The 20,660-nt window shown below is 68.2% G+C and carries 19 protein-coding genes and 1 pseudogene; 10 read left to right on the top strand and 10 right to left on the bottom strand.

Annotated features, from left to right (window positions below; translation table 11 throughout):
• Window positions 1–114 precede the first annotated feature (114 nt).
• Entirely contained in the window at window positions 115–1,143 is a 1,029-nt protein-coding gene (locus PQ455_RS11380) for an AraC family transcriptional regulator (protein ID WP_273686198.1), read from the top strand.
• Here PQ455_RS11380 and PQ455_RS11385 read toward each other — a convergent pair.
• From PQ455_RS11385 to PQ455_RS11400, 4 genes are read right to left on the bottom strand one after another with little or no spacing between them, the layout of a single operon-like run.
• Window positions 1,140–2,078, bottom strand: a complete 939-nt coding sequence (locus PQ455_RS11385; protein WP_273686199.1) for an alpha/beta hydrolase fold domain-containing protein — start codon at window positions 2,076–2,078, stop codon at window positions 1,140–1,142. The two genes, PQ455_RS11380 and PQ455_RS11385, sit on opposite strands and share 4 nt — an antisense overlap.
• Entirely contained in the window at window positions 2,078–3,418 is a 1,341-nt protein-coding gene (locus PQ455_RS11390) for an MFS transporter (RefSeq protein ID WP_273686200.1), read from the bottom strand. Before PQ455_RS11390 ends, PQ455_RS11385 begins: the two co-directional genes overlap by 1 nt.
• Window positions 3,412–4,392, bottom strand: coding sequence for an alpha/beta fold hydrolase (locus PQ455_RS11395; protein WP_273686201.1), 981 nt, complete (start codon window positions 4,390–4,392; stop codon window positions 3,412–3,414). Before PQ455_RS11395 ends, PQ455_RS11390 begins: the two co-directional genes overlap by 7 nt.
• Window positions 4,382–6,751 (bottom strand): TonB-dependent receptor, encoded by a 2,370-nt coding sequence (locus tag PQ455_RS11400; protein WP_273686202.1) that lies wholly within the window; start codon window positions 6,749–6,751, stop codon window positions 4,382–4,384. Before PQ455_RS11400 ends, PQ455_RS11395 begins: the two co-directional genes overlap by 11 nt.
• 354 nt (window positions 6,752–7,105) lie before the next feature.
• Between PQ455_RS11400 and PQ455_RS11405 the strand changes: the two genes are divergently transcribed.
• Both PQ455_RS11405 and PQ455_RS11410 read left to right on the top strand, forming a co-directional pair.
• A complete protein-coding gene (locus PQ455_RS11405) occupies window positions 7,106–9,211 on the top strand; it encodes an alpha-ketoacid dehydrogenase subunit alpha/beta (protein WP_273686203.1) in 2,106 nt (701 codons plus the stop codon).
• 2 nt (window positions 9,212–9,213) lie between these two features.
• A complete protein-coding gene (locus PQ455_RS11410) occupies window positions 9,214–10,440 on the top strand; it encodes a dihydrolipoamide acetyltransferase family protein (protein WP_273686204.1) in 1,227 nt (408 codons plus the stop codon).
• Between the two features lie 219 nt (window positions 10,441–10,659).
• On the opposite strand, the gene PQ455_RS11415 is transcribed toward PQ455_RS11410, so the two are convergent.
• Window positions 10,660–11,259 carry a TetR/AcrR family transcriptional regulator gene (locus tag PQ455_RS11415; RefSeq protein ID WP_273686205.1) on the bottom strand — a complete coding sequence of 200 codons (600 nt, stop codon included), beginning with the start codon at window positions 11,257–11,259 and terminating at the stop codon, window positions 10,660–10,662.
• A 65-nt stretch (window positions 11,260–11,324) separates the two neighbouring features.
• On the opposite strand from PQ455_RS11415, the gene PQ455_RS11420 reads away from it, so the two are divergent.
• Window positions 11,325–12,167, top strand: coding sequence for an oxidoreductase (locus PQ455_RS11420; protein ID WP_273686206.1), 843 nt, complete (start codon window positions 11,325–11,327; stop codon window positions 12,165–12,167).
• 10 nt (window positions 12,168–12,177) lie between these two features.
• Window positions 12,178–12,873: an aspartate/glutamate racemase family protein gene (locus tag PQ455_RS11425; RefSeq protein ID WP_273686207.1), complete on the top strand. Its 696-nt coding sequence runs from the start codon at window positions 12,178–12,180 to the stop codon at window positions 12,871–12,873.
• A gap of 7 nt (window positions 12,874–12,880) precedes the next feature.
• Here PQ455_RS11425 and PQ455_RS11430 read toward each other — a convergent pair whose 3' ends face one another.
• From PQ455_RS11430 to PQ455_RS11450, 5 genes are all read right to left on the bottom strand, one after another.
• Entirely contained in the window at window positions 12,881–14,452 is a 1,572-nt protein-coding gene (locus tag PQ455_RS11430) for an alpha/beta hydrolase (RefSeq protein WP_273686208.1), read from the bottom strand.
• 93 nt (window positions 14,453–14,545) lie between these two features.
• Window positions 14,546–15,127 carry a DUF308 domain-containing protein gene (locus PQ455_RS11435; protein WP_273686209.1) on the bottom strand — a complete coding sequence of 194 codons (582 nt, stop codon included), beginning with the start codon at window positions 15,125–15,127 and terminating at the stop codon, window positions 14,546–14,548.
• A gap of 117 nt (window positions 15,128–15,244) precedes the next feature.
• Window positions 15,245–15,886 carry a DUF1109 domain-containing protein gene (locus tag PQ455_RS11440; RefSeq protein WP_273686210.1) on the bottom strand — a complete coding sequence of 214 codons (642 nt, stop codon included), beginning with the start codon at window positions 15,884–15,886 and terminating at the stop codon, window positions 15,245–15,247.
• Window positions 15,876–16,379, bottom strand: coding sequence for a sigma-70 family RNA polymerase sigma factor (locus PQ455_RS11445; RefSeq protein WP_273686211.1), 504 nt, complete (start codon window positions 16,377–16,379; stop codon window positions 15,876–15,878). Before PQ455_RS11445 ends, PQ455_RS11440 begins: the two co-directional genes overlap by 11 nt.
• A gap of 139 nt (window positions 16,380–16,518) precedes the next feature.
• The gene (locus PQ455_RS11450; RefSeq protein ID WP_273686212.1) at window positions 16,519–16,671 is read right to left on the bottom strand and encodes a hypothetical protein; all 153 of its coding nucleotides are present in this window, start codon (window positions 16,669–16,671) and stop codon (window positions 16,519–16,521) included.
• A gap of 149 nt (window positions 16,672–16,820) precedes the next feature.
• On the opposite strand from PQ455_RS11450, the gene PQ455_RS11455 reads away from it, so the two are divergent.
• From PQ455_RS11455 to PQ455_RS11475, 5 genes and pseudogenes are all read left to right on the top strand, one after another.
• Entirely contained in the window at window positions 16,821–17,732 is a 912-nt protein-coding gene (locus tag PQ455_RS11455; RefSeq protein ID WP_273686213.1) for an ABC transporter ATP-binding protein, read from the top strand.
• Entirely contained in the window at window positions 17,729–18,487 is a 759-nt protein-coding gene (locus tag PQ455_RS11460) for an ABC transporter permease (protein ID WP_273686214.1), read from the top strand. Before PQ455_RS11455 ends, PQ455_RS11460 begins: the two co-directional genes overlap by 4 nt.
• The gene (locus PQ455_RS11465) at window positions 18,484–19,578 is read left to right on the top strand and encodes a sensor histidine kinase (protein WP_273686215.1); all 1,095 of its coding nucleotides are present in this window, start codon (window positions 18,484–18,486) and stop codon (window positions 19,576–19,578) included. Before PQ455_RS11460 ends, PQ455_RS11465 begins: the two co-directional genes overlap by 4 nt.
• The gene (locus PQ455_RS11470; RefSeq protein WP_273686216.1) at window positions 19,575–20,186 is read left to right on the top strand and encodes a response regulator transcription factor; all 612 of its coding nucleotides are present in this window, start codon (window positions 19,575–19,577) and stop codon (window positions 20,184–20,186) included. The genes PQ455_RS11465 and PQ455_RS11470 overlap by 4 nt, the downstream gene beginning before the upstream one ends.
• A 233-nt stretch (window positions 20,187–20,419) precedes the next feature.
• A pseudogene (locus PQ455_RS11475) lies at window positions 20,420–20,656 on the top strand (3TM-type holin); the annotation flags it as partial.
• Window positions 20,657–20,660: the final 4 nt, after the last annotated feature.

Consider the following 20,660-nt stretch of genomic DNA (forward strand, 5'->3'; position numbering starts at 1 on the left):
TCTCATAGACCGAACATAATCATGTGGAGAGCGGTTCGCGTTAGACTGACAGCACCCACGGACCAGATCGTCGAGGCATGCGCCTTGCGCCGATAAGGTGATATCGGGTGCCAGATGCGCCTGTCGACCACCGACTCACCCGTTCACCTCATCCCGAACGTCATCCTGTCGTCCTACTCGGCCACGGTACGGTCGCTCGGACTGGACCCGACCGAATTGCTGGAATGCGTCGGGCTCGATCCACGATGCCTGATCGTGCCGAACATGCAGGTGTCGGCATCCCGCGCCACAGAGGCGATCGAACTCGCCGCCATGAAAGCGGGCGTTACGGATTTCGGGATCCGGCTGGCGCTCGCCCGCGGCGTGCCCGATCTCGGCCCGCTGAATCTGCTGCTGCACGAGGAGCCAGATGTCCGAAGCGCGTTGCGGTCGTTGCAGAGCTATCTGCACGTCCATTCGCGCAGCATGCGGATCAGCCTCGATGAAGCCGACGACTTTCCGATTCTGAGGGGGAGCCTTGTGGTTGCCGCCGCGATGGCCGGCACGCCGCAGACCACGGAGATGATGTTGTGCGGGGTATTGCAGACCCTGCGCTGGCTGATCGGCAAGGACTGGTCGCCCGCCGCCGTCTATTTCTCACACCCCGCGCCCGGCAACCCATTGCCGCAAAAGCAGGTTTTCGGCTGCCCGGTCGAGTTCGGCATGAGCCTGGACGGACTGATCCTGACCTCGGCCGATCTGCGGCGGCAGATTTCGCACAGCCCGCCGATGCTGCGGCAACATGCCGAAAGCTATGTGCGCGCGCTGGAGAATGGATCGCGCGGCGATTTCGCCGAAACCGTGTCCGGGCTGATCGCCGCAATGTTGCCGACCGGGCGATGCTCGTCGGCGCGGGTGGCGCGGCATCTCGCGATGGACCGGGCCACGCTCGGCCGCCGCCTCGCTGCCTTGGGAAAGACCTATTCGTCGCTGCTTCAGGAGACACGGCAGCACCTTGCCGAGAAATTCTGCGGCTGGAACTGGCCGCTCGCCGACGTGGCCGACCAGCTCGGCTTCTCCAGCACGAGCGTCTTCTCACGCTGGTTCCGGACAACCTATGCCATGACGCCGAGCGCCTGGCGCAAGGCGCGGCGCTCAGCCTAGGCGGACAGGCGCGCCGCCCACTCGCCGATGCGCGCCACCGCGCAATCGCCGGCCGGCCCGGCGAACTTCATGAAATTGTGCGGCATGCCGGCATAGACTTCCAGCGCGACCTCGCGCCCGAGACCGCGAGCCCGTGCCGCGATGTCGAAGGAATCGTCGAGCGCCATCTCATGCCCGCCGACCTGGATGAGCGTGGGCGGCAGCAGAGCAAGCTCGGCATCGCCCAGCAGCGCGCCGTCCGGCACGCTGATCTGATCGGCGAGGTAATGGCCGATGAACATCCGCCCCATCGCCATCGAGACGATATCGCGCGCCTCGTTCGCTTCCCAGCTGGCCGCCCGCATGGCGAGATCGAACCAGCCGGAGCAGGCGATCGCACCGATCGCGGGCGTGCCGGCCCGCGCCGCGCGCGCGGCGGTCGCGAGAGCCAGATAGGCACCGGCGGAATCGCCAATCAGGAGGATGGGTGCGTCGGTTCGGGCGCGCAGCCAGCGGAAGCCCGCCCAGGCATCCTCGCCGGCCTGCGGATAGGGATGTTCGGGCGCCTGCCGATAGCCCAGAGCCAGCAGCGGCATCGACAAAGCCTCGGCGATGGCGGCGGCGGTGCCGGCCTGCGCCGCAACACTGCCGCAGACGTAGCCGCCCCCGTGAAGATACAGGGCGACCATCCCGCGCGACGCCGTCGGCGGGTGAAACCACATGGAGGGCAGGCCGGCGGCGTCGACGTCCTCGGCCCGCCCCCCTTCGCCCGCCGACCGGGCCAGCGGCCCCCGCCCGAAGGCGATTGCGCCCGCGCGCATCTCGGCGACGGAAGGCAAGGTGTCGACCGGCCGCCGGGCCTGCGCGACGAGCGGGTCGAACGCGGCGATGGCGCTCGGGGGCGGCACGATCTCGACATGATCGTCATGCTGGCGGATCGTCATCGGCCGCGACATCACAGCGCCTCCAGCGACCGGCCGCGCGTGACGACGCCGTAACGCGCCACGATCGCCGCCGCCGCCAGCAGGATCGCACCGATCATCGCGAGCACGCCCATCTGCCCCCACCGTTCGAACAGCGGCACGATCGCGAAGGGCAGAACCATCACGACCATGCGGCCCAGGGTCGCCGCGATCCCCATCGCCCGCATCCGGGTGGCGGTGGGAAACAGCTCGGGAACGTAGCCGACGACGCCGAGCGTGCCGAAGATGTAGATGTTCGTGATGACGAGCAGGCCGAGACCGATGATCGCCGCGTCACTCGTGGCAAAGGCATAGACGCTGCCCAGCAGGACCGCGCTGATCGCCGTCACCACGACCCCCCATTTGCGCTCGATCCGGTCGGTGATGACGAGCCCGATCGCCGTTCCCACCGGGGCACCCAGCGACAGGATTCCGGCGAACAGCGCCGATCCGGCGATGTCGCGGCCCGAGGAGGCGAAGAAAGTCGGCAGCCACGATACGAAGCCGAAGATGGCGCTCATGATTGCGATGTTGACGGCGATCGCGGCCGCCAGGCGGCGCCCGTTGGTGCCGCCCTGCAAGGGGCCCGCGAGGGGCGGTGCGGCCGGTTGCGGAGCGATGCCGCCGCGCGACGTTGCCTGTGCCTCGATGGCCGTCACGATGCGTCGAGCCTCGTCCCCGCGACCGCGTGTCTCCAGCCAGCGGGGCGATTCCGGCAGCGACCAGCGCACCGCGAACACGCCGACCGCCAGCGCGGCGGGAATGGCCAGCATCCAGCGCCAGCCATCCGGCAGCGGCAACACGAAATATCCGATCGCCAGCGCCAGCGGCATCCCGCAATTCGCGACAAGGCCGAGCAGGGCGAGCCAGCGCCCCCGTCGTGCCGGCGGGGCGAACTCGCTCATCATCCCGTAGCCCAGGATCGTCTCGCCCCCCAGCCCGATCGCCGTGAGGCAGCGGAAGGCCAGCAGATGCGGAAGTGACGTGGACAGGGCGGCGCCGATGCCGCCGATCAGGACGAGCAGCAGGGTCGCCCGCATCGTCCAGCGCCGGCCGACCCGATCCGCCAGCTGGCCGCTGACGAAGCCGCCGATGGCCAGCCCGACGGCCGTCGCGATCGCGATCGCCCCCGCGCCCTTCATCGTCGCCGTGCCATCTCGCACGAGCGCTGCGGTGACGCCGCCGGTGAGATAGACGTCGATGCCGTCGACCAGCAGCCCGAAGCTCACGGCCACCGCCAGCCGGCGGTGGAAGGGCGTGGTCGGCAGGGCGTCCAGTCGCGCGCCGATGGTGGCGGCCCCCGCCGAGGCGGCGGCGGGCATGTCGGTCAGCATGGGGCGGTGTCCTGCCAGAAGCGTGCGGTATTCTGATCGAAGAAGGTGAACTCGGCGCTACCCGGCGGCGCGAACGGCGCCAGATGGCCCATGCCGGTTTCGATCACCTTGAGTGTTGCGAACGGCACTTGCCCGACGAAGCGCTCGACTTCGGCGAGATCGAACACCTGATCGCTGGTCGATTGCAGGAACAGCAGGGGGCAGCGGATACCAGTGGCGAGCTGGTCGATGCCGCCATGCACCCGCGCGAGATCGCAATGGCCGACCGCGCGATAGCGCGCCGACAATTCGTCGGCCCGCCACGATTGCGCCCATTGCGCGGCGATCATGTCGAGCAGCGCGGCGACGTCGGCGGCCGCCATCTCCGCCACCGTCCGCCGGCCGTAGAGCGCGGGCAGAAAGGCGGCGGCGGCGGCGCGGAACCCGGCCGGCGTCTGATCCAGCGCCAGCACACCGCGCAACGCATCGGCGACGCCACGGACGAAGCCGTCCGACCGGTGGGCCCCGGTCCACAGCGCCAGCGCGCCGATGCGATCGGGGTAGCGATAGGCGAGATCGATCCCGATCAGGCTCGCCATCGATGCCCCCGCGAAGCCGCGGGCCTGCTCGATACCGAGCGCGTCCAGCAGGGCGACGACCGCCGTACCCATGTCACCGATGGCATATTCGGCCGGAAAGGCCGGGTCGCTGCCGCGCCGGGAGGATCCCCCGCCCCCCGGCATATCGATCGAGATCAGGAAATGCCGGTCGGGATCGAATGCCCCGCCCGGCTGGCAATATGGCAGCGCCCAATCCTTGCCGCCGCTGGCACCGTGGCAGAGCAGCATGGCGTTATCCCGCCCCGGCGCGAGCGTTCCCATCGTCCAGTAGGACAGATGGAGATTGGCCAGTGCCGTCCCGTCCGCAAAGCGGAAATCCGGGACGTTCAGCGTGCAGGCCTTGGGCGAGGGCGCCACCCCGGCCTCAGAAGGCATATTTCAGCTGTATCGAGACGTTGCGGGGCGGTTCGGTGATGTACACGTAGCTGCCGAGGCTCGTCGGCACCGGCGCGCCGAAGCTGCGGATGGTGTGGTCGGTCAGATTCTTGCCGATCACCGCCACCTCCCAGCCCTGGTCGCTGGCCAGCGCGATCGTCAGATCCTCCCGCGCATAGCCCCGCTGGTAGGCAAAAGGATCGTTGTTGGGATTGAGGAACACGCCGCTCTTATAGAACAAGGTGTTCGTCAGCCGCAGCTTGAGGCCATCGGTGATCGGCAGTTGATAATCGATCGTCCAATTGCCCGACCATTTGGGCGCCAGCGGTGGCCGCGCACCCGACAGATCCTGGAAGCGCAGGCCCTGCAACGTCTGCTGCGCGGTCGGCGTCGCGTTGGCGTAGCGGGTGTAATACGCGTCGAGATAGGCGCCGGAGAGCGACATGCGGAGGCTGTCGAGCAGCCGCAGCGACGTCTCCACCTCGATACCGCGCGATACGGCGCCACCCGCATTCTGGACCCGATTGACGAAGGCCCCGTTGCTGGTCGGCGCGATGCCCGACAATTGCAGGTCGCTGAACTTGGAGCGGAACAGCGCGACGTTGAAGGTCGCCCGCCCATCCAGCCAGCGCGTCTTGGCGCCGGCCTCGAAGGCGTTCACCTTTTCCGGCGCGAAGGAAAGAAGCGCAGCCGTGCTGGTCTGGTCGATGCCGTTGAAGCCGCCCGATTTGAAGCCATTGTCGTAACGGCCGTACAGCATGAGATCGCGGCTCGGCTCATATTGGATGCTCACCGATCGCGACAGATGATCGTCGGTGCGGCGGAGAGCCGTGCTGCCCACGACGGCCAGCCCGCCCCCGGCGGCGAAGGCGGCGCCCACCGGCGCCACGTTGGCCGGCAGCGCGATCGGCATGGCATATGCGAAGGAACCCGTGCCCAGCCCGATCGTGCGCGTGAAATCCTTGTCCACCAGAGAATAGCGCACCGCGCCGGTCGCCTGAAGGCCCGGCGCCGGCTTCCACGTCAGCGCGCCGAACATGGAATGGGTATCGGCCTCTTCCTCATAGGCGTTGTCGATCGCCAGCGGCAGATAGGGCCGGAGTGCCGCGAGCCCGGGATTGGCGGTGATCGCCGGGGTCAGGAAGCCATAGGTGAGGATCTGGCGCGGGTTCAGCCGGCTGTGCTGGTAATAGACGCCTGCCAGATATTCGATCGGCCCGCTCGCGTCGGAAGTGATCCGCATCTCCTGGCTGAACTGGCGGTATTTCTCAGGGTTCTGGAGGCCGAGAAGCGGCAGCGGGGTCGTATCGAGATCGGATCGCAGATCGTAATTGTACCGATTGTACCCGGTCACGGAGGTCACCGTGAAACGGCCGGCGTCGATGGTGACCGTGCCGACGAAATCATCCGTCTTCAGCCGGATGCGTTGCCCCGCCGAACTGGCGCGCTCGAAATCGGCCGAGGCCGGCGAGGCGCCGGCGTTGATCGCCGCCAGACAGAAGCCCGTCGGCGGCCCGAACACCGCCGATGGCGGGCATTCGCCACGCACGATCGGCAGGCCGCCCTGTTGCCGCGAGTCGCCATGTTGCGCCTTGAGACGCACGGTCAGCACGTCGGAAGGTTTCCACAACAGGGTGGCGCGACCGGCATAATTGCGCGTGCGCGGCACATGCTGGCCGGTCGCCGTGTCATAGATCCAGCCCCGGCCGCCATTCGCCTGCCCCGCGAGCCTGATCGACAGCGTCTCGGTCGCCGGCACGTCCACGCCCGCCTCGATCTGATAACCCCGGAAGACCGGCGTGTAGAGCGCGCGGATATCGCCCGAGAATGTGTCGCGCGGATCGCGCGTGACGACGTTGAGCGCGCCGGCGATGGCGTTCGCCCCGAAATAGGTGGTCTGCGGCCCCTTCAGGACCTCCACCCGCTCGACATCGAACAATGCCCCTTCCGAAGAGCGCGAGCGGCCATGGTAGATATCGTCGATGAAAGTGCCGACCGACTGCTCGAACGCCGGATTGTCGCCCGAACCGATGCCGCGCACGATCTGCCGGTTGGCGACCGTACCCTGGCTGAGCTGGACGCCCGGCGTGGTGCGGGTCAGATCCTGGATGGTACTGATACCCTGATTGGAAATGGCCGCGCCCGTCACGACAGCGGCGGAGATCGGGACATTCTGCAAAGTCTCAGCACGCTTGCGTGCGGTAACGACGATCTCGCCCAGTTCCGCTCCCGCATCCGGGCGGGAAGCACCGCGCTCAGGGCTTGCGACTTGCGCGTGCAACGGCGCCACCGCTCCACCCGCCATCATCGCCCAAACGATCGCACGACGCCGGCGCCGCAGTTCCGCTTTCATAGCCATCCATCTCCCGAAGACTTATAATTGTGAGGGACAGCTACCACCCGATCCTTCGGCGTGATGTGCATATTGGCGCAATAATTTTGCATTTTGCCGCATGATGGCTTTGCACGGTTGGTGCGTAAAATAAACATCATCGGACACGCGCGGATATTCGGTTTCAGGGTCATCAAAATTCGGCCGAGCTTGAACGAACGATCACCTTTTTCGATTGTATCTCGGATTGATGATCCTGTGTGAAATCGTATTAAGACAATGTTTTATAATCATAAATTTTCACTGGCGCGCCAGACGCCATTCGACTAACAAATAATCGTCCGACCGGACGGCTAATTAATTATAGGGGAGCGGTTCTGCATGGAGGTGGCGATCACGCCCGAACGGTCTGCGGCCGATTCACATGGGTTGAAGCGCAACGCGCCCGGCGCGGATCGCGACTGGCGCGCGGTCGCCTATACCGTCCATCTCTCGCGTGCGCTGGATGCGATGGAGGAGCAACGCCTCGTCCCCGAGAAGAAGGTGCTGTACCAATTCTCCGCGCGTGGCCACGACATGGCGCAGGTGCTGCTCGGCCAGCGGCTCGATCGCGCCAATGATGCGACCTGCGGCTATTATCGCTCTCGGCCGATGCTTCTCTCGCTGGGCGTGCCACTGGTCGATGCGCTGTCCTCGTCGATGGGGCGATCCGGCGGCTACTCGGACGGCCGGGATATCGGCGTGGTGTTCAACTATCCCAATCCGCGGGGCGCCTCCGCCTTGCCGATGTGCGGCGGGGTCGGCGCGCAATATACGCCGACGGCCGGCTGGGCGCAGGCGATCGAATATTATCGCACCGTGCTGAAGGACGACACTTACGACGATGCGATCGCCGTGGTGCTGGGCGGCGAGGCCTCGGTCGCGACCAACGGCTTCTGGGCGGCGTTGACGATCGCCACGACCCAGAAGCTGCCGATGCTCTTCTACATCGAGGACAATGGCTACGGCATCTCCGTGCCCTCGACCTACCAGACACCGGGCGGCGATATCAGCCGCAACCTCTCCGGCTGGCAGGGCCTCACGATCCTGTCCGGCGACGGCACCGAGCCCGCCGAAGCCTCGCGGTTGATCGACGAGGCGATGGCGCATGTGCGCGAGCGGCGCGGGCCGGTGCTGCTGCGCCTGACGGTGCCGCGCCTCCAGGGCCATAGCTTCCAGGATACGCAGACCTACAAGTCCGAGGAATTCGTCGCGGCGGAATGGGCGCGCGACCCGTTGCCCAAGCTCGAATCCTACCTCGTCCCCGCGCTGATCGACGAGGCGGAGTGGACCGAGATCAAGGCCCGTGCCGAAGCCGCCGCCGAAACCGCGCGCGAGGAGGCCGAGGCGCGCCCGCCCGCCGATCCCGAGACGGTCATCCGCCACGTCTTTCACGAGGCCGGCACGATGCAGGCGGTCGGCGGCCAGTGGACCCACGGCTATACGGCGCCCGCCACGACCGCCGAAGCCGCCCCGGAAGGCCAGCGGATCAACATGGTCACCGCCATCCGCCGCGTGCTCGATCAGGAGATGTCGCTGAACGATCGCGTCGTGGTGTTCGGCGAGGATGTTGGCCCCAAGGGCGGCGTCCACGCCGTGACGCTCGGCCTCCAGGACAAATATGGCGAGGGGCGCGTGTTCGACACCAGCCTGTCCGAGGAAGGGATCATCGGCCGCGCGGTCGGCATGGCGCTGGCGGGGTTGATGCCCGTGCCCGAGATCCAGTTCCGCAAATATGCCGAGCCGGCCACCGAGCAGATCAACGATTGCGGCTCGATGCGCTGGCGCACCAACAACCGCTTCGCCGCGCCGATGGTGCTGCGCATCCCCGGCGGCTATTTCAAGTGCGGCGACCCGTGGCACAGCCAGACCAACGAGGTGGCCTTCGTCCATACGCCCGGCTGGAAGGTCGCGGTGCCGTCGAACGCGGAGGATGCCGTCGGGCTGTTGCGGTCGTCGCTGCGCGGCAACGATCCGGTGATCTTCTTCGAGCATCGCAACATGCTCGACCATAGCTGGGCGCGCCGCCCCTGGCCGGGCGACGATTTCGCCCTGCCCTTCGGCAAGGCGCGCACCACCCGATCGGGCGACGACATCACGATCGTCACCTGGGGGGCGATGGTCCATCGTTGCGAGGAGGCCGCCGAGGGCCTGTCCGCCGACGTGATCGATCTTCGCACGCTGATGCCGTGGGATTCGGACGCCGTCCTGGCCTCGGTCCGCCGCACGCGGCGCTGCCTGATCGTGCATGAGGATTTGCAGACCGCCGGCTTCGGCGCCGAGATCGCCGCCGTCGTGGCGGACAAGGCCTTCATGGATCTCGACGCGCCCGTCGCCCGGCTGACGATGCCCGACATCCCCAGCCCGCATAATCCGGTGCTGCTCGACTGGGCTGTCCCCTCGGTGGCGCGCATCCGCGCCAAGATCGAAGAATTGGTGGGGTTCTGAACATGACCGACATCCTCGTGCCGAGCGAGCAGGAAGGCACCAAGGCGATCGTGCGATCGTGGCTGAAGAAGATCGGCGACACGGTCGCGATCAACGACCCGCTGGTCGAACTCGAGACCGACAAGGTCACGCAGGAGGTGCCGTCTCCGGCGGCGGGCGTGCTGACCGAAATCCTGCTCGATACGGACGCCGAGGCGCTTCCGGGCGCCTTGCTGGGTCGGCTCGGCGTCGCGCAGGCGGCCCAGTCGGCGCCCGTGGCGGCGCCGGTCGAAGCGCCCCGCCCGGCGCCTGTGCCCCCGCAGCCGACCGGCGAGCGCAACACCGCTCTGTCGCCGGCCGTCCGCCGCGCGGTCAAGGAAGCGGCGATCGACCCGGCGCGTATCGAGGGCACCGGCCGCAACGGCCGCATCACCCGTGCCGACGTCGATCGCGCCGTCGCGACGCGCGCGCAGGCGCCGGCGGAGCCCGTCTCCGCGCCTGTCCCCGAGCGGATCGCGGCGCCGCCCTCCCCCGCCCCGGTCTCCGGCGCTGTCCAGTCGATCCCGCACAACCGGATGCGGCTCGCCATCGCAGAGAACATGCTGAACTCGGTGACGGTCGCCCCGCACGTAACGGCCGTGTTCGAGGCCGATTTCTCCGCGATCATGGCGCATCGCCGCAAGCACAAGGCGGCGTTCGAGAAGGACGGCATCGGCCTGACCTTCACCGCGTATTTCATCGCCGCCTGTGTCGAGGCGATGCGCGCCGCGCCGGCGATCAACTCCCGCTGGTACGACGACCGGCTCGACATCTTCGGCGACGTCAATATCGGGATCGGCACCGCCCTCGGCGACAAGGGTCTCGTCGTGCCCGTCGTCCACAAGGCGCAGGAACTCTCGCTCCGCGGCATCGCCGCGCGGCTGGGAGAGCTGACCGCCAAGGCCCGGGGCGATCGCCTCCAGCCCGCCGACATGCGCGGCGGCACCTTCACCATCTCCAACCATGGCGTGTCGGGTTCGCTCGTCGCGATCCCGATCATCATCAGCCAGCCGCAATCCGCCATCCTGGGCGTCGGCAAGCTGGAGAAGCGCGTGGTCGTGCGCGAGGTGGGCGGCGTCGATACCATCCAGATCCGGCCGATGGCCTATGTGTCGCTCACGATCGACCACCGCGTCGTCGACGGACACCAGACCAACGCCTGGCTGTCCCGCTTCGTCGATGTCATCGACAATTGGCCGCTGGAAAGCTGACAGCGGCGCCGCCAGAGCAATGCACCAGATGCCGATGGCGCGGCAGATTGCGGCCCCCGCATCTGCTATTCCAACGCGCCCTCAGGCAGCCGTCCTCGGGCATTGTGGCAGGCGCTTGCGAGCGATACTATCTGGCGCGACCAGGCTGAAAATCACGCGCAGGTCCGCCAACGCGAATGGCTCGCCGGCATCTACCTGCGGGGTCGTTCTGTCGTCCAGCTACGAGCCCATGTGCCGCTCTTCGGCAAGGCCGAGCAACAGGGCCTTCGCTATGTCGCGGGCCTTCTCGGCAAGCGCCTCGTCGCCGATCTCTCCCGCCGTCCAGAACGACAGCACGCCGCGAAAGGCGATGGCCAGTTGGCCGGGGAGGTCGCGGAGCGCCTGCGCTCTTCGTGCGGCGTGCAGCCCGTCGCCCGCGCCCAACGCCACGGCCCATAAGGCGGTCGAGCGGGTCAGGGCCTGGCCGGACGCGCCACTGGAAGCGCCGAGCCATCCCATCACCGTTCGGTTGACCTCGGGCGCCTCCACCATCACCGTCGCCGCTATTTCCATCGCCAGCAGCACGCGCCCGGGCGCCTTTTCGCGGCGCGGCACGGCAGCGTAGCGCGCCTCCATCGTGTCGATGCGCCGGCCGGACAGGGCGTGCATGATCGCGGCCTTGCTGCCGAACTGGTTGAATGGCGTGGCAAAGCTGACCGCGGCTTCGGCGGCGAGATCCCGCATCGAGAAATCAGCCCTGCCCTGCCGAAGCAATTGCTCCGCCGCGTCGAGGACGCGCCGGCGCAACGGCTCTCCACGCACACCGGCGGGCGCTTCCATCTTGTTTCCTGTCACCGCCGTATCTATATCATGATATAATTACCGAGCCAGCGCGGAGTTGTATCATGGTCACCCCATCCCGGACTTTCCTTATTTCCGGCGTGAGTTCGGGTCTCGGCCGGGCCTTCGCCGAAGGCGCGCTGGCGGCCGGCCATCGGGTGATCGGCACGGTGCGACGCGCGGACGATGCCGAAGCCTTCGCGGCGCTCGCACCGGATCGTGCCCACCCGCTTCTGCTCGATGTGACGAACTTCGACGCGATAAACGCGGCCGTGGCCGCTGCCGAACAACAGGCCGGGCCGGTCGACGTGCTGGTGAACAACGCCGGCTATGGCCATGAGGGTATTCTGGAGGAATCCTCCATGGATGATCTCCAGCGGCAGTTCGCCGCCAATGTGTTCGGTCCAGTCGCGCTGATGAAGGCGGTGCTGCCGGGGATGCGCGAACGGCGGCGTGGCCATATCGTCAACGTCACCTCGATGGGCGGGTTCATCACGATGCCGGGAATCGCTTATTATTGCGGCAGCAAGTTCGCGCTGGAGGGCATTTCCGAGGCGCTCGGCAAGGAGGTGGCGGGGTTCGGCATCCGGGTCACGGCCCTGGCGCCCGGCCAGTTCCGTACCGACTGGGCGGGGCGGTCGATGGATCGTGCCCCCCGCAGCATCCCGGATTATGATGCCGTCATGGATCCGATTCGCGCCGGGCGGCATGCCAAGGACGGCAGGCAGCCCGGCGATCCCGCGAAAGCGGCGGCGGCTCTGCTCGCCCTGGTCGAGGCGGATCATCCGCCGACACGATTGTTCCTGGGCGATGATGCGCTGGGCCTCGTCGAAACCAAGATCGACGCGATGAAGGCGGAAATGGCTGCGTGGGATGTGCTGTCGCGTTCCACCAGCTTCGCATCCTGAGGGGTGAACCATGCGGATGATCGGCCTGATCGGCGGCATGAGCTGGGAGAGTTCGGCCGAATATTATCGCATTCTCAACGAGGGTGTCCGCGATCGGCTCGGGCCGACCGCATCCGCGCGCTGCATCCTCTGGTCGTTCGACTTTTCGGAGATCGAGACGCTTCAGCATCGCGGCGACTGGGACGGCCTCACCCGTCGCATGGTGGATGCCGCGCGGCGGCTCGAGGCCGGCGGCGCCGAAATGCTGCTCATCTGCACCAACACCATGCACCTCATGGCGCCCGCCGTGCAGGCGGCGGTGGGCATCCCCCTCCTCCACATCGCCGATCCGACGGCGGAACGCATCACGGCGGCAGGCCACCACAAGGTCGGCCTGCTCGGTACGGCCTTCACGATGGAACAGGACTTTTACAGGGGGCGGCTCGCCGATCAGCACGGACTGCACGTCATCATTCCCGACGACGAGGATCGCGCCACGGTCCACCGTGTGATCTATGACGAACTGGTCAGCGGGAGGATCGTCCCGGCCTCGCGGGATGCCTATCGCGCCGTCATCGCCCGCCTGGTCGAGGCCGGCGCGGAGGCCATCATCCTGGGATGCACCGAAATCATGCTGCTGATTCGCCCCGAGGACAGCCCGATTCCCTTGTTCGATACGACGGCGATCCATGCCGCAGCGGCGATCGATATGGCGCTGGCGGGGTAAGAGCCGTTTAGCGGCCGCCTGCCCGGCGATAATGCGCGATCGCATCCATCGCGCGGGTCATATCCTTCCACAACGCGTTGCGGTCCTCGCCGCGCGCATACACTTCGCCCATGCTGTGGCTAGCGCCCGGCACGAATGTGAAATCGGCCCGGCCGCCCACCTTGCGGATGACGGCCTCGAGCCGGTGCGCCGCGCCATCGAGATAATAGGAATCCGCCGTGCCGACGGCGACGTGGATCTTGCCGTCGAGATCGGGCTTCAGCCGGGGCCATTGCGTTTCTATCAGATGCGCGATGTCGAAATGGTCGCGCCAATAGGCCGCGACGGCCGGATCGACAGCCCCACTCTCGCGATCGAACAGGAAGGCGGGGGTGCCATCGGCGCGGCGCGGCGAGAACACCCAGTCGAACGAGCGCAACTGACCACCGTCGTGGCCGAGGATCGTCTCGAGCCTCGCGCTCGTCTCGATCGTCGTCTGCACCCCGCCATGGCCGCGTTCGAGCGGACGGGGCGCACCTTGCGCATCACGGTACATGTTCGCCCCCGGCGCGTAGAGATCGACGCCGATGAAATCGTGGAAATCGACGGGGTCCGGCGAGGTCGGCCAGCTGCCGCCGAACATCGCCGGATATCGCACCATCGCCCACAGCGCGAACCAGCCGCCCGAACTGTGGCCCGTCAGGAAGCGGCCGGAGGGTTTGGCGTCCATCCGGTATCTGGCCTCGAGCGCGGGAATGATCTCGTCGACCAGCGCCTGACCCCAGGGGCCGTTGTTCACGCTGTCGGCGAATTCGGTCGTGCCGGTGGGCGTGCTGAAGTCGGGCGACACCCAGATCATCGGTGGGATGACCCCCGTTTCCATGAGATGCCAGATCTTCGACAGCAATTGCCCGTCGAGCTTGTGCGTCGTGCCGAAGCCGTTGGCGGTGTAGACGGTCGGGTATCGCGTCAGCGACCGGGGGTCGTATCCGGGTGGCGTCAGAACCCAGGCCATCACCGACTGCGGCGTGCCGCGAAAGCGCGTGAGCGCGGGCGAAGCGATGCGCTCCTCGTGCAGATGCGGGCGCGATGCAATGATCTGCTCGGCCGCCCGTGGGGATAGGCCCGTCGTATCGAATTGACCGGTTTCGGGCGGCAGCGCGTGATCGAGCGGTATCGAGGGCATGGCCGTCAGCGGGAATTGAACCGTGACGACCTTCGACACGAGATCTCCGGCGCCACGGCCCGCATAATTATAGTCGCCGTTACGATCGAGCACGGCCTGCACGCGATATTCGCCCTTCAGTGTGGTGGCGAAATCCTTGGGGAAAGCCGTCTCCCCCGCATCGATCGTGACGCGCCGGGCCGGGCCGAAACCGGCGATATCGCGTGCCGCGACAGACACGCCGTCGCGGCCGGAAGCATCGGTATCCACCCCGGCCGCCTTCATGTTCTCCGGCGTCGCGGGCTCGGCGAACAGCAGAAGCCGTCCGGCCGGATCATCGCCCAAACCGGCAGGCAGCGTCACGGCGAACCGCGTTTCGGGCGTGGTCGTGCCCAGCAAGGCCGGCACGGCGAGAGCAAGAAAGGCAAGGCGCATCTGGGATGTCGATTCCGTACTGATGAAGATGGATCGTGCCGCACGAGCAAGTCGGGCGCTACACGCCGGTAGGTTCCCGTGCGCCCTCGCGGCCTAGATCGCGACCGCCTTCGAGCGGCGGCGGAGGTCGCCGATGGTCAGCGAAATCGCCGAAACGAGGAAGTAGAAAGCGCCGAACGCGGCATAAGGCGCGATGTCGGCGATGCTGACAGGCGCAACGCCGGCAGCCTTGTGGAGCATATGTCCGCCCGCCAGACCGGACTGGGCGCCGCTGAGGATCATCGCCCATTGCGCGCCATAAGACCGCCAGCGCCGGACGCCGGTGATGAGCTGAAACAGGCCCGACAGGATGGCCCAGGCCCCGAATACCTGGAGAACCGCGTGCATACCGTGCCCGAGCGTGGCGGCGACCGCGATCGCCGTCGCGATGCTGACGACGACATTCAGCATCTGGCTCTTGTTCCGGAGCAGACCGCCGCTTCGGCCGGCATCGAGATAGTTCGCAAGAGCATCCCAGGCGGGATAGGCGACGAGCATGGCGGCCGCCAGCGACGGCACGCTCCGGCCGATCGTGAAGGCCAGCGCCACCCAGATGGCGGCGACGGCGAACCGCAGATAATAATAGGTCTTGAGCCAGTTCCGGTTTGAAACCGGGGCATCGGTGGAGATCGTCATGGCAGGTTCCTTTTCGCTGGTGCAGGCGCGGGTTTCCGATCCCGGAAGCCGAGTGCCGTGATGCTGGTGGGTCGGTATGATGCGGCTGCCCCGAGACAGCCGCGGCGATGGAGGGCGCTACAGTCGGAAGCGTCTGGGCAATCGCCAGCGGGCCGCGCCGGCGACGGCGGCACAGCCCAGCGAATACCAGACCACGACATAGAGCGGATCGTTGAAGGGGCAGCAGAAGGCGAAGACGAACGCCCCGACGCTGCCCGCGGCGATGCCCGACGCGAGCGCGCTGAGCCTGGGTTGGGTGGGCGCCGCCCGCCGCATCAGCGCGCCCAGCATCGCCACGATCGGCAGCGACAGCACGAAGATCGATCCGGCGCACATGATGCCGCTGGCCGGGGCGAGGCGCTCCAGCAGGGATCGGCCGCTCAAGCCGGCGGGGACTACGATGGCGCCGCCCATCATGGCGACGACCGCCAAGGCGCAGGCCAGCATCACGCCCACGCGGGGGCGGGACGTCGGCGAAAAGGACCGGATCGCGACGGTGCAGGCAATCCCGGCCAGAACCGCGAGACTCCCCACCCGCCACAGCAGATAGGGCGACATGGCCATATGCCCCATGTCCGGGCGCATTGCGCCCAGCCCAAGGAATATCGCCAGTTCGGCCGCGCCGAGCGCCCCGATCAAGCCCCCCTCGCGCAGCATATGCCGGCGTCGGACGGGCACGAGATCGGCGGACAGATCCAGGACCAGGGAGTCACTCGACATCGGGGGTATTCTCCAGGAACGCCGTCAGGCGCGCGAGCCCGCGGTGGATGTTCATCTTGATGGCGGACGAGGACAGGCCGGTCTCCCGCGAGGCCTCCTCGATGCTGTAGCCCTGCACCTTGACCAGCAGGATCGCCCGCGCCTGAGCGGGGCGAAGCTCTCCGAGCAGATTGGCGAGAACCGAACTGCTGATGACCGATGCCTCATGATCCTCGACCGAAAGGGTTTCGGGCAGCGCGTCCGCCGGGCGTCGCCCCAGCGTGCGCAACTGATCGATCCATTTATGCTTGGCGATCGCCGCCAGCCACGGACCGAACGGATGCTGCGGATCATAAGTATGACGCCGCCGGTGGATGGCGAGCAACGTCTCCTGCACGGCATCATCGACATCGCCGGGCGGAAGCCGTCGCTGAAAATAGCGGTTCAGCCAGACAGCGACTTCACCGAGCAGGCGGCGATAGGCGCCGCCATGGCCATCCTGCGCGGCCGCCATCAGGCCACCCCAGTCATCCGGTGCCGTCAGCGAGGGCCGCTCATGCCCGCCTCGCACCGATCCGGGCGATGGCCTGGAGATCATTCTCGAAAGCAGGTTCAGCCGCATGATGGCTTATTCGCCCATCACACAGGATCGGTCACCGTGCGCTGAAAAATATCCGATGCTCCGAAGGTTGTTGGTTGGTCGAGGTGTTTGGCCGGAAGCGGGTGGAGAGGCGCGCATCGACCGCGACACCGCTGCCGCCCTCGGCCCCCGCCGCCAGCAGCGGATCGACCAGCCGACGTGACATCTGTCACTACGCGAGATGACAGCGGGAGCGCAAAAGGCAGGTCCAATCGAAAGGGCCGATCCCATGCAGCCTCTTGTCATTGCTCCCGTCGATACGTCCCCGACCGGACGCACCATTCCGTGCCCGCCGTGCATCCCGGAGATCGCACGATGATCGGCGATCTTGCGGATGTGGCGCGCCTGACGGGCGTGTCGAAGCGGCTGGGTGGTCGGCCGGTGCTGGACGGGCTCGATCTCGGTATCCGGGCCGGCGCGGTGACGGCGTTGCTGGGGCCGAACGGCGCCGGCAAGACGACCTCGGTGTCCCTGCTGACCGGGCGGATCGCGCCGGACGCTGGGGAAGCGACGCTGTTCGGCCTCGATCCCCGGCGGCCGGCCGCGCGGCGACGGCTGGGCGTCATGCTACAGAGCGCCGGCCTGCCTGACGTGCTGACCATCGGCGAGGTGGTGACGCTTCAAGCCGGCTATTATCCCGATCCGCGCCCCGTTTCCGAAACGCTGGCGCTGGCGGGCCTGAGCGATCTGGCCGAGCGGCGCTGCGGCGCTCTGTCCGGCGGGCAGGCGCGGCGCGTCCATTATGCGCTGGCGCTCTGCGGCCGGCCCGACATGCTCGTCCTCGACGAGCCGACCGCCGCGATGGATCGCGCCTCGGCCCGCATCCTGTGGGGCACGGTGCGGGCGATGGCCGACGACGGTGCCGCCGTGCTGCTGACCAGCCACGACCTGGCGGAAGCCGATGCGCTGGCCGACCGGATCGTCGTGATGGAGGCCGGCCGCATCGTCGCCGACGACACGCCGGCGGCGTTGCGCGCGCGGGCCGGCGGGTCGGTGATCCGCTGCCGCACGAGCCTGACGCCCCACGCCGTCGGCCTGCTGCCCGCCGTGCGCGAGGCGGCGATGGAGGGGGCCGAACTGCGCATCGTCGCGAGCGATGCGACGGTCGCGGTGCGGGCGCTGCTCGACACCGATCCCGGCCTGAGCGACCTGCGCGTCGCCGACGCCACGCTGGAGGACGCCATCGCCACGCTGCTGGCCCCGCGCGACGAAAGGATCGCCGCATGACCGCCGCCACCCTCGCCGCACCATCCGGCGTCTGGCGCCGCGAGGTGATCGCCGAACTGAAGCGCACGTCGCGCCTGCCGCAATTCCTGCTGCCGACCGTGCTGACCCCGGCGGCCTTCTTCGGGCTGTTCTCCATGGCCGTCGCCCGGTCGCCATCCCCGGCCTATGTCGCGGCGATGCTCGCAGGCTATGGCGTGTTCGCGGCGACCGGGCCGGCGCTATTCGGCTTCGGCGCGGGCGTCGCGATGGAGCGCGAGCAGGGCCTGATCGAGCTGAAGCGCGTGTCGCCGATGCCGGCCGGCGCCTATGTCGTGGCGAAACTGGCGGCGACGATCATGACGACGGCGATCGCCCTGATCCTGATCGATGCGCTGGCGCTCGTCGCCGGAGTGCGACTGTCGGCGGCCATCTGGGCGCGGCTGACGATCCTGCATCTCGCCGCCGCCATCCCCTTCGCGCTGATCGGCTTCGGCGTGGGGATGCGGATGAGCGGGAAGGGAGCGGTCGCCATCGCCAACGCGCTGTTTCTCGGCGGATCGGTGCTGGGCGGGCTGTGGATTCCCAGTTCGGTGCTGCCCGGCTGGATGCGGACGCTGGGCGAGGTAACACCCTCCTATCACCTCAGCCAGCTCGCCCGCGCCATCATGGGCGCCGAGACGATCGGCTCGCCCGTCGCCCATGCCGCCGCCGTGGCCGCGATCACGCTGGCGGGCGCCGTGTGGGCCTGGTCGGGGTGGCGGCGGAGCCCGGCTTGACCGGCACGCCCCGATCCCGCGACACTGTCGCCATGCGGACGGCCGGCGAGCGATGGTGGGAGGGGCCGTGGCCGTGGCTGGGCTACCTCGTCTTCCTGCCGCTGCCGTGGCTGTGGATGCCGCCCGGCACCGCGACGTTGCTCTGGACCGGGCTCGCCCTCGCCGCCTTCCTGCCGCTCTATTTCCTGGCGCATCGGCTGGAGGGGATACGGCGCGCGGCGGTCTGCGTGGCGATCACAGCGATCGGGATCGCGCTGGCGCCGCTGCCCGTCAACTGGACGACATTCGCGATCTATGGCGCGGCCGAGATGGGCCGGGTGCGGCCACCCCGGATCGCGGTGGCGGGCATCGCGGCGATCGCCACCGTCACCGCGATCGTCGGCCTGTGGTTCGGGCAGCCCGTCTTCTGGTGGTTGCCCGGCGTGGTGCTGATCGTGATGACCGGCGGCGGCACCATATCGCGCGAGGCCTTCTACCGCCGCACCCAGGCGCTGCTGGCGACGCAGGAGGAGGTCCGCCGCCTCGCCGGCATCGCCGAGCGCGAGCGGATCGCGCGCGACCTGCATGACGTCGTCGGCCGGACGCTCACCTTGGTGGCGCTGAAGGCCGATCTCGCCGGGCGGATGCTCGATCGCGACATCGGCGCGGCCCGGTCGGAGGTGGATGCGATCGGTGCGGCGGCGCGGGCGGGGCTGGCCGAGGTGCGCGCGGCACTGGCCGGGCAGAGCGGCGGCGGGCTGACGCAGGAGGCTTCGGCCTCGATCCATGCGCTGCGCACCGCCGGTGTCGAGCCGGTGCTGACCGGCGACCCCGGCGACATCCCCGCCGACGCCGGCGCCGTCCTCGCGATGACCTTGCGCGAGGCGGTGACGAACGTGATCCGCCACGCCGGCGCGCGGCGCTGCGCGATCGCCATCGCCGCCGGGCCGGGCGCGGCGCGGCTGGTGGTCGAGGATGACGGGATCGGCCTGTCCTTCCGCGAGGGCAACGGGCTGACCGGCATGCGCCAGCGGCTGGTGGCGGCGGGCGGTTCGCTCCGGCTGTCGGCCGGTCTCCCCGGTATCCGCCTCGAGGCGAGCGTGCCGACATGACCCCGATCCGCATCGTCATCGCCGAGGATCAGGCGCTGGTGCTGGGCGCGATCGCCGCGCTGCTGGCGCTGGAGGCCGATTTCGCGATCGTCGGCCGCGCCGCCGATGGCGATGCGGCGCTCGATCTCGTCCGCGCGCTCTCGCCCGATATCCTGTTGACCGATATCGAGATGCCCGGCCGCACGGGCCTCGATCTGGCCCAAGCGGTCGCGGCCGAGGCGCCGCGCACCGGCGTGGTGATCGTCACCACCTTCGCCCGCCCCGGCTATCTCGCCCGCGCCCGCGGCGCCGGGGTGCGCGGCTATCTGCTGAAGGACGCGCCGGTCGACGATCTGGCCGCCGCGATCCGCACCGTCGCCGCCGGGGGCCGGGCGATCCCGGCCGATCTCGCCGCCGCCGCCTGGGAAATCGGCACCGATCCGCTGACCGATCGCGAGCGAGATACGCTACGCCTGGCCGAAGAAGGGCTGTCGAACAAGGACATCGCCCGCCGCCTGGGCCTCTCGCCGGGCACGGTGCGCAACTATCTGTCCGAAGCGGCGTCGAAGCTGGGCGCGGGCAACCGGATCGAGGCGGGGCGAATGGCCCGCGCGAACGGGTGGTTGTGAGCGGCGGGGCGGACACGCGCCAACCGGCCGGATCGTCGCCGGCCAAGCCCCTGCCCTCCTAGACCGGATACCGTCGTGGGCAGAGCGGTTCGTGTTGGATCGACAGCACCGAAGCAGCCCCTCGCTCGGAAAAATCGCTGTCCTACAGCCCCGGTTCCTGCATAAAGGAAAGGCTCGCGTTGACCGGGAGCAGACCCATGCCGACCAATTCCCCCGACATCGAGACCGCCGCCGATCGCTGGACGGCGCGGGCGCGGCCGACGTTTCTGTATGTCATGTATGCGTTACTGCTCGGTGCGCTGCCCGTAGGCCTGCTCGCCGCAATCCGGCCGGCGGCGGCCGAGGCGATCACGCGGGGGATCGCCGCTTATCTCGCCGCCATTCCGGAACCACTCTATGCGCTCTTCGGCACCGGCTATCTCGGCTACACGGTCGCACGCGAATGGGGCAAGGCCAAGGGCGCCGGTTGATGGC

It is taken from the genome of Sphingomonas naphthae (assembly GCF_028607085.1).
GTDB lineage: Bacteria > Pseudomonadota > Alphaproteobacteria > Sphingomonadales > Sphingomonadaceae > Sphingomonas_Q > Sphingomonas_Q naphthae.

Coding starts and splice junctions, on each gene's coding strand:
- PQ455_RS11455 (WP_273686213.1), top strand. CDS start 16,821: ATGATCGGCGATCTTGCGGATGTGGCGCGCCTGACGGGCGTGTCGAAG.
- PQ455_RS11405 (WP_273686203.1), top strand. CDS start 7,106: ATGGAGGTGGCGATCACGCCCGAACGGTCTGCGGCCGATTCACATGGG.
- PQ455_RS11460 (WP_273686214.1), top strand. CDS start 17,729: ATGACCGCCGCCACCCTCGCCGCACCATCCGGCGTCTGGCGCCGCGAG.
- PQ455_RS11470 (WP_273686216.1), top strand. CDS start 19,575: ATGACCCCGATCCGCATCGTCATCGCCGAGGATCAGGCGCTGGTGCTG.
- PQ455_RS11395 (WP_273686201.1), bottom strand. CDS start 4,392: ATGCCTTCTGAGGCCGGGGTGGCGCCCTCGCCCAAGGCCTGCACGCTG.
- PQ455_RS11400 (WP_273686202.1), bottom strand. CDS start 6,751: ATGGCTATGAAAGCGGAACTGCGGCGCCGGCGTCGTGCGATCGTTTGG.
- PQ455_RS11430 (WP_273686208.1), bottom strand. CDS start 14,452: ATGCGCCTTGCCTTTCTTGCTCTCGCCGTGCCGGCCTTGCTGGGCACG.
- PQ455_RS11450 (WP_273686212.1), bottom strand. CDS start 16,671: ATGTCACGTCGGCTGGTCGATCCGCTGCTGGCGGCGGGGGCCGAGGGC.
- PQ455_RS11385 (WP_273686199.1), bottom strand. CDS start 2,078: ATGTCGCGGCCGATGACGATCCGCCAGCATGACGATCATGTCGAGATC.
- PQ455_RS11390 (WP_273686200.1), bottom strand. CDS start 3,418: ATGCTGACCGACATGCCCGCCGCCGCCTCGGCGGGGGCCGCCACCATC.
- PQ455_RS11445 (WP_273686211.1), bottom strand. CDS start 16,379: ATGGCGGCCGCGCAGGATGGCCATGGCGGCGCCTATCGCCGCCTGCTC.
- PQ455_RS11440 (WP_273686210.1), bottom strand. CDS start 15,886: ATGTCGAGTGACTCCCTGGTCCTGGATCTGTCCGCCGATCTCGTGCCC.
- PQ455_RS11410 (WP_273686204.1), top strand. CDS start 9,214: ATGACCGACATCCTCGTGCCGAGCGAGCAGGAAGGCACCAAGGCGATC.
- PQ455_RS11435 (WP_273686209.1), bottom strand. CDS start 15,127: ATGACGATCTCCACCGATGCCCCGGTTTCAAACCGGAACTGGCTCAAG.
- PQ455_RS11420 (WP_273686206.1), top strand. CDS start 11,325: ATGGTCACCCCATCCCGGACTTTCCTTATTTCCGGCGTGAGTTCGGGT.
- PQ455_RS11380 (WP_273686198.1), top strand. CDS start 115: ATGCGCCTGTCGACCACCGACTCACCCGTTCACCTCATCCCGAACGTC.
- PQ455_RS11415 (WP_273686205.1), bottom strand. CDS start 11,259: ATGGAAGCGCCCGCCGGTGTGCGTGGAGAGCCGTTGCGCCGGCGCGTC.
- PQ455_RS11425 (WP_273686207.1), top strand. CDS start 12,178: ATGCGGATGATCGGCCTGATCGGCGGCATGAGCTGGGAGAGTTCGGCC.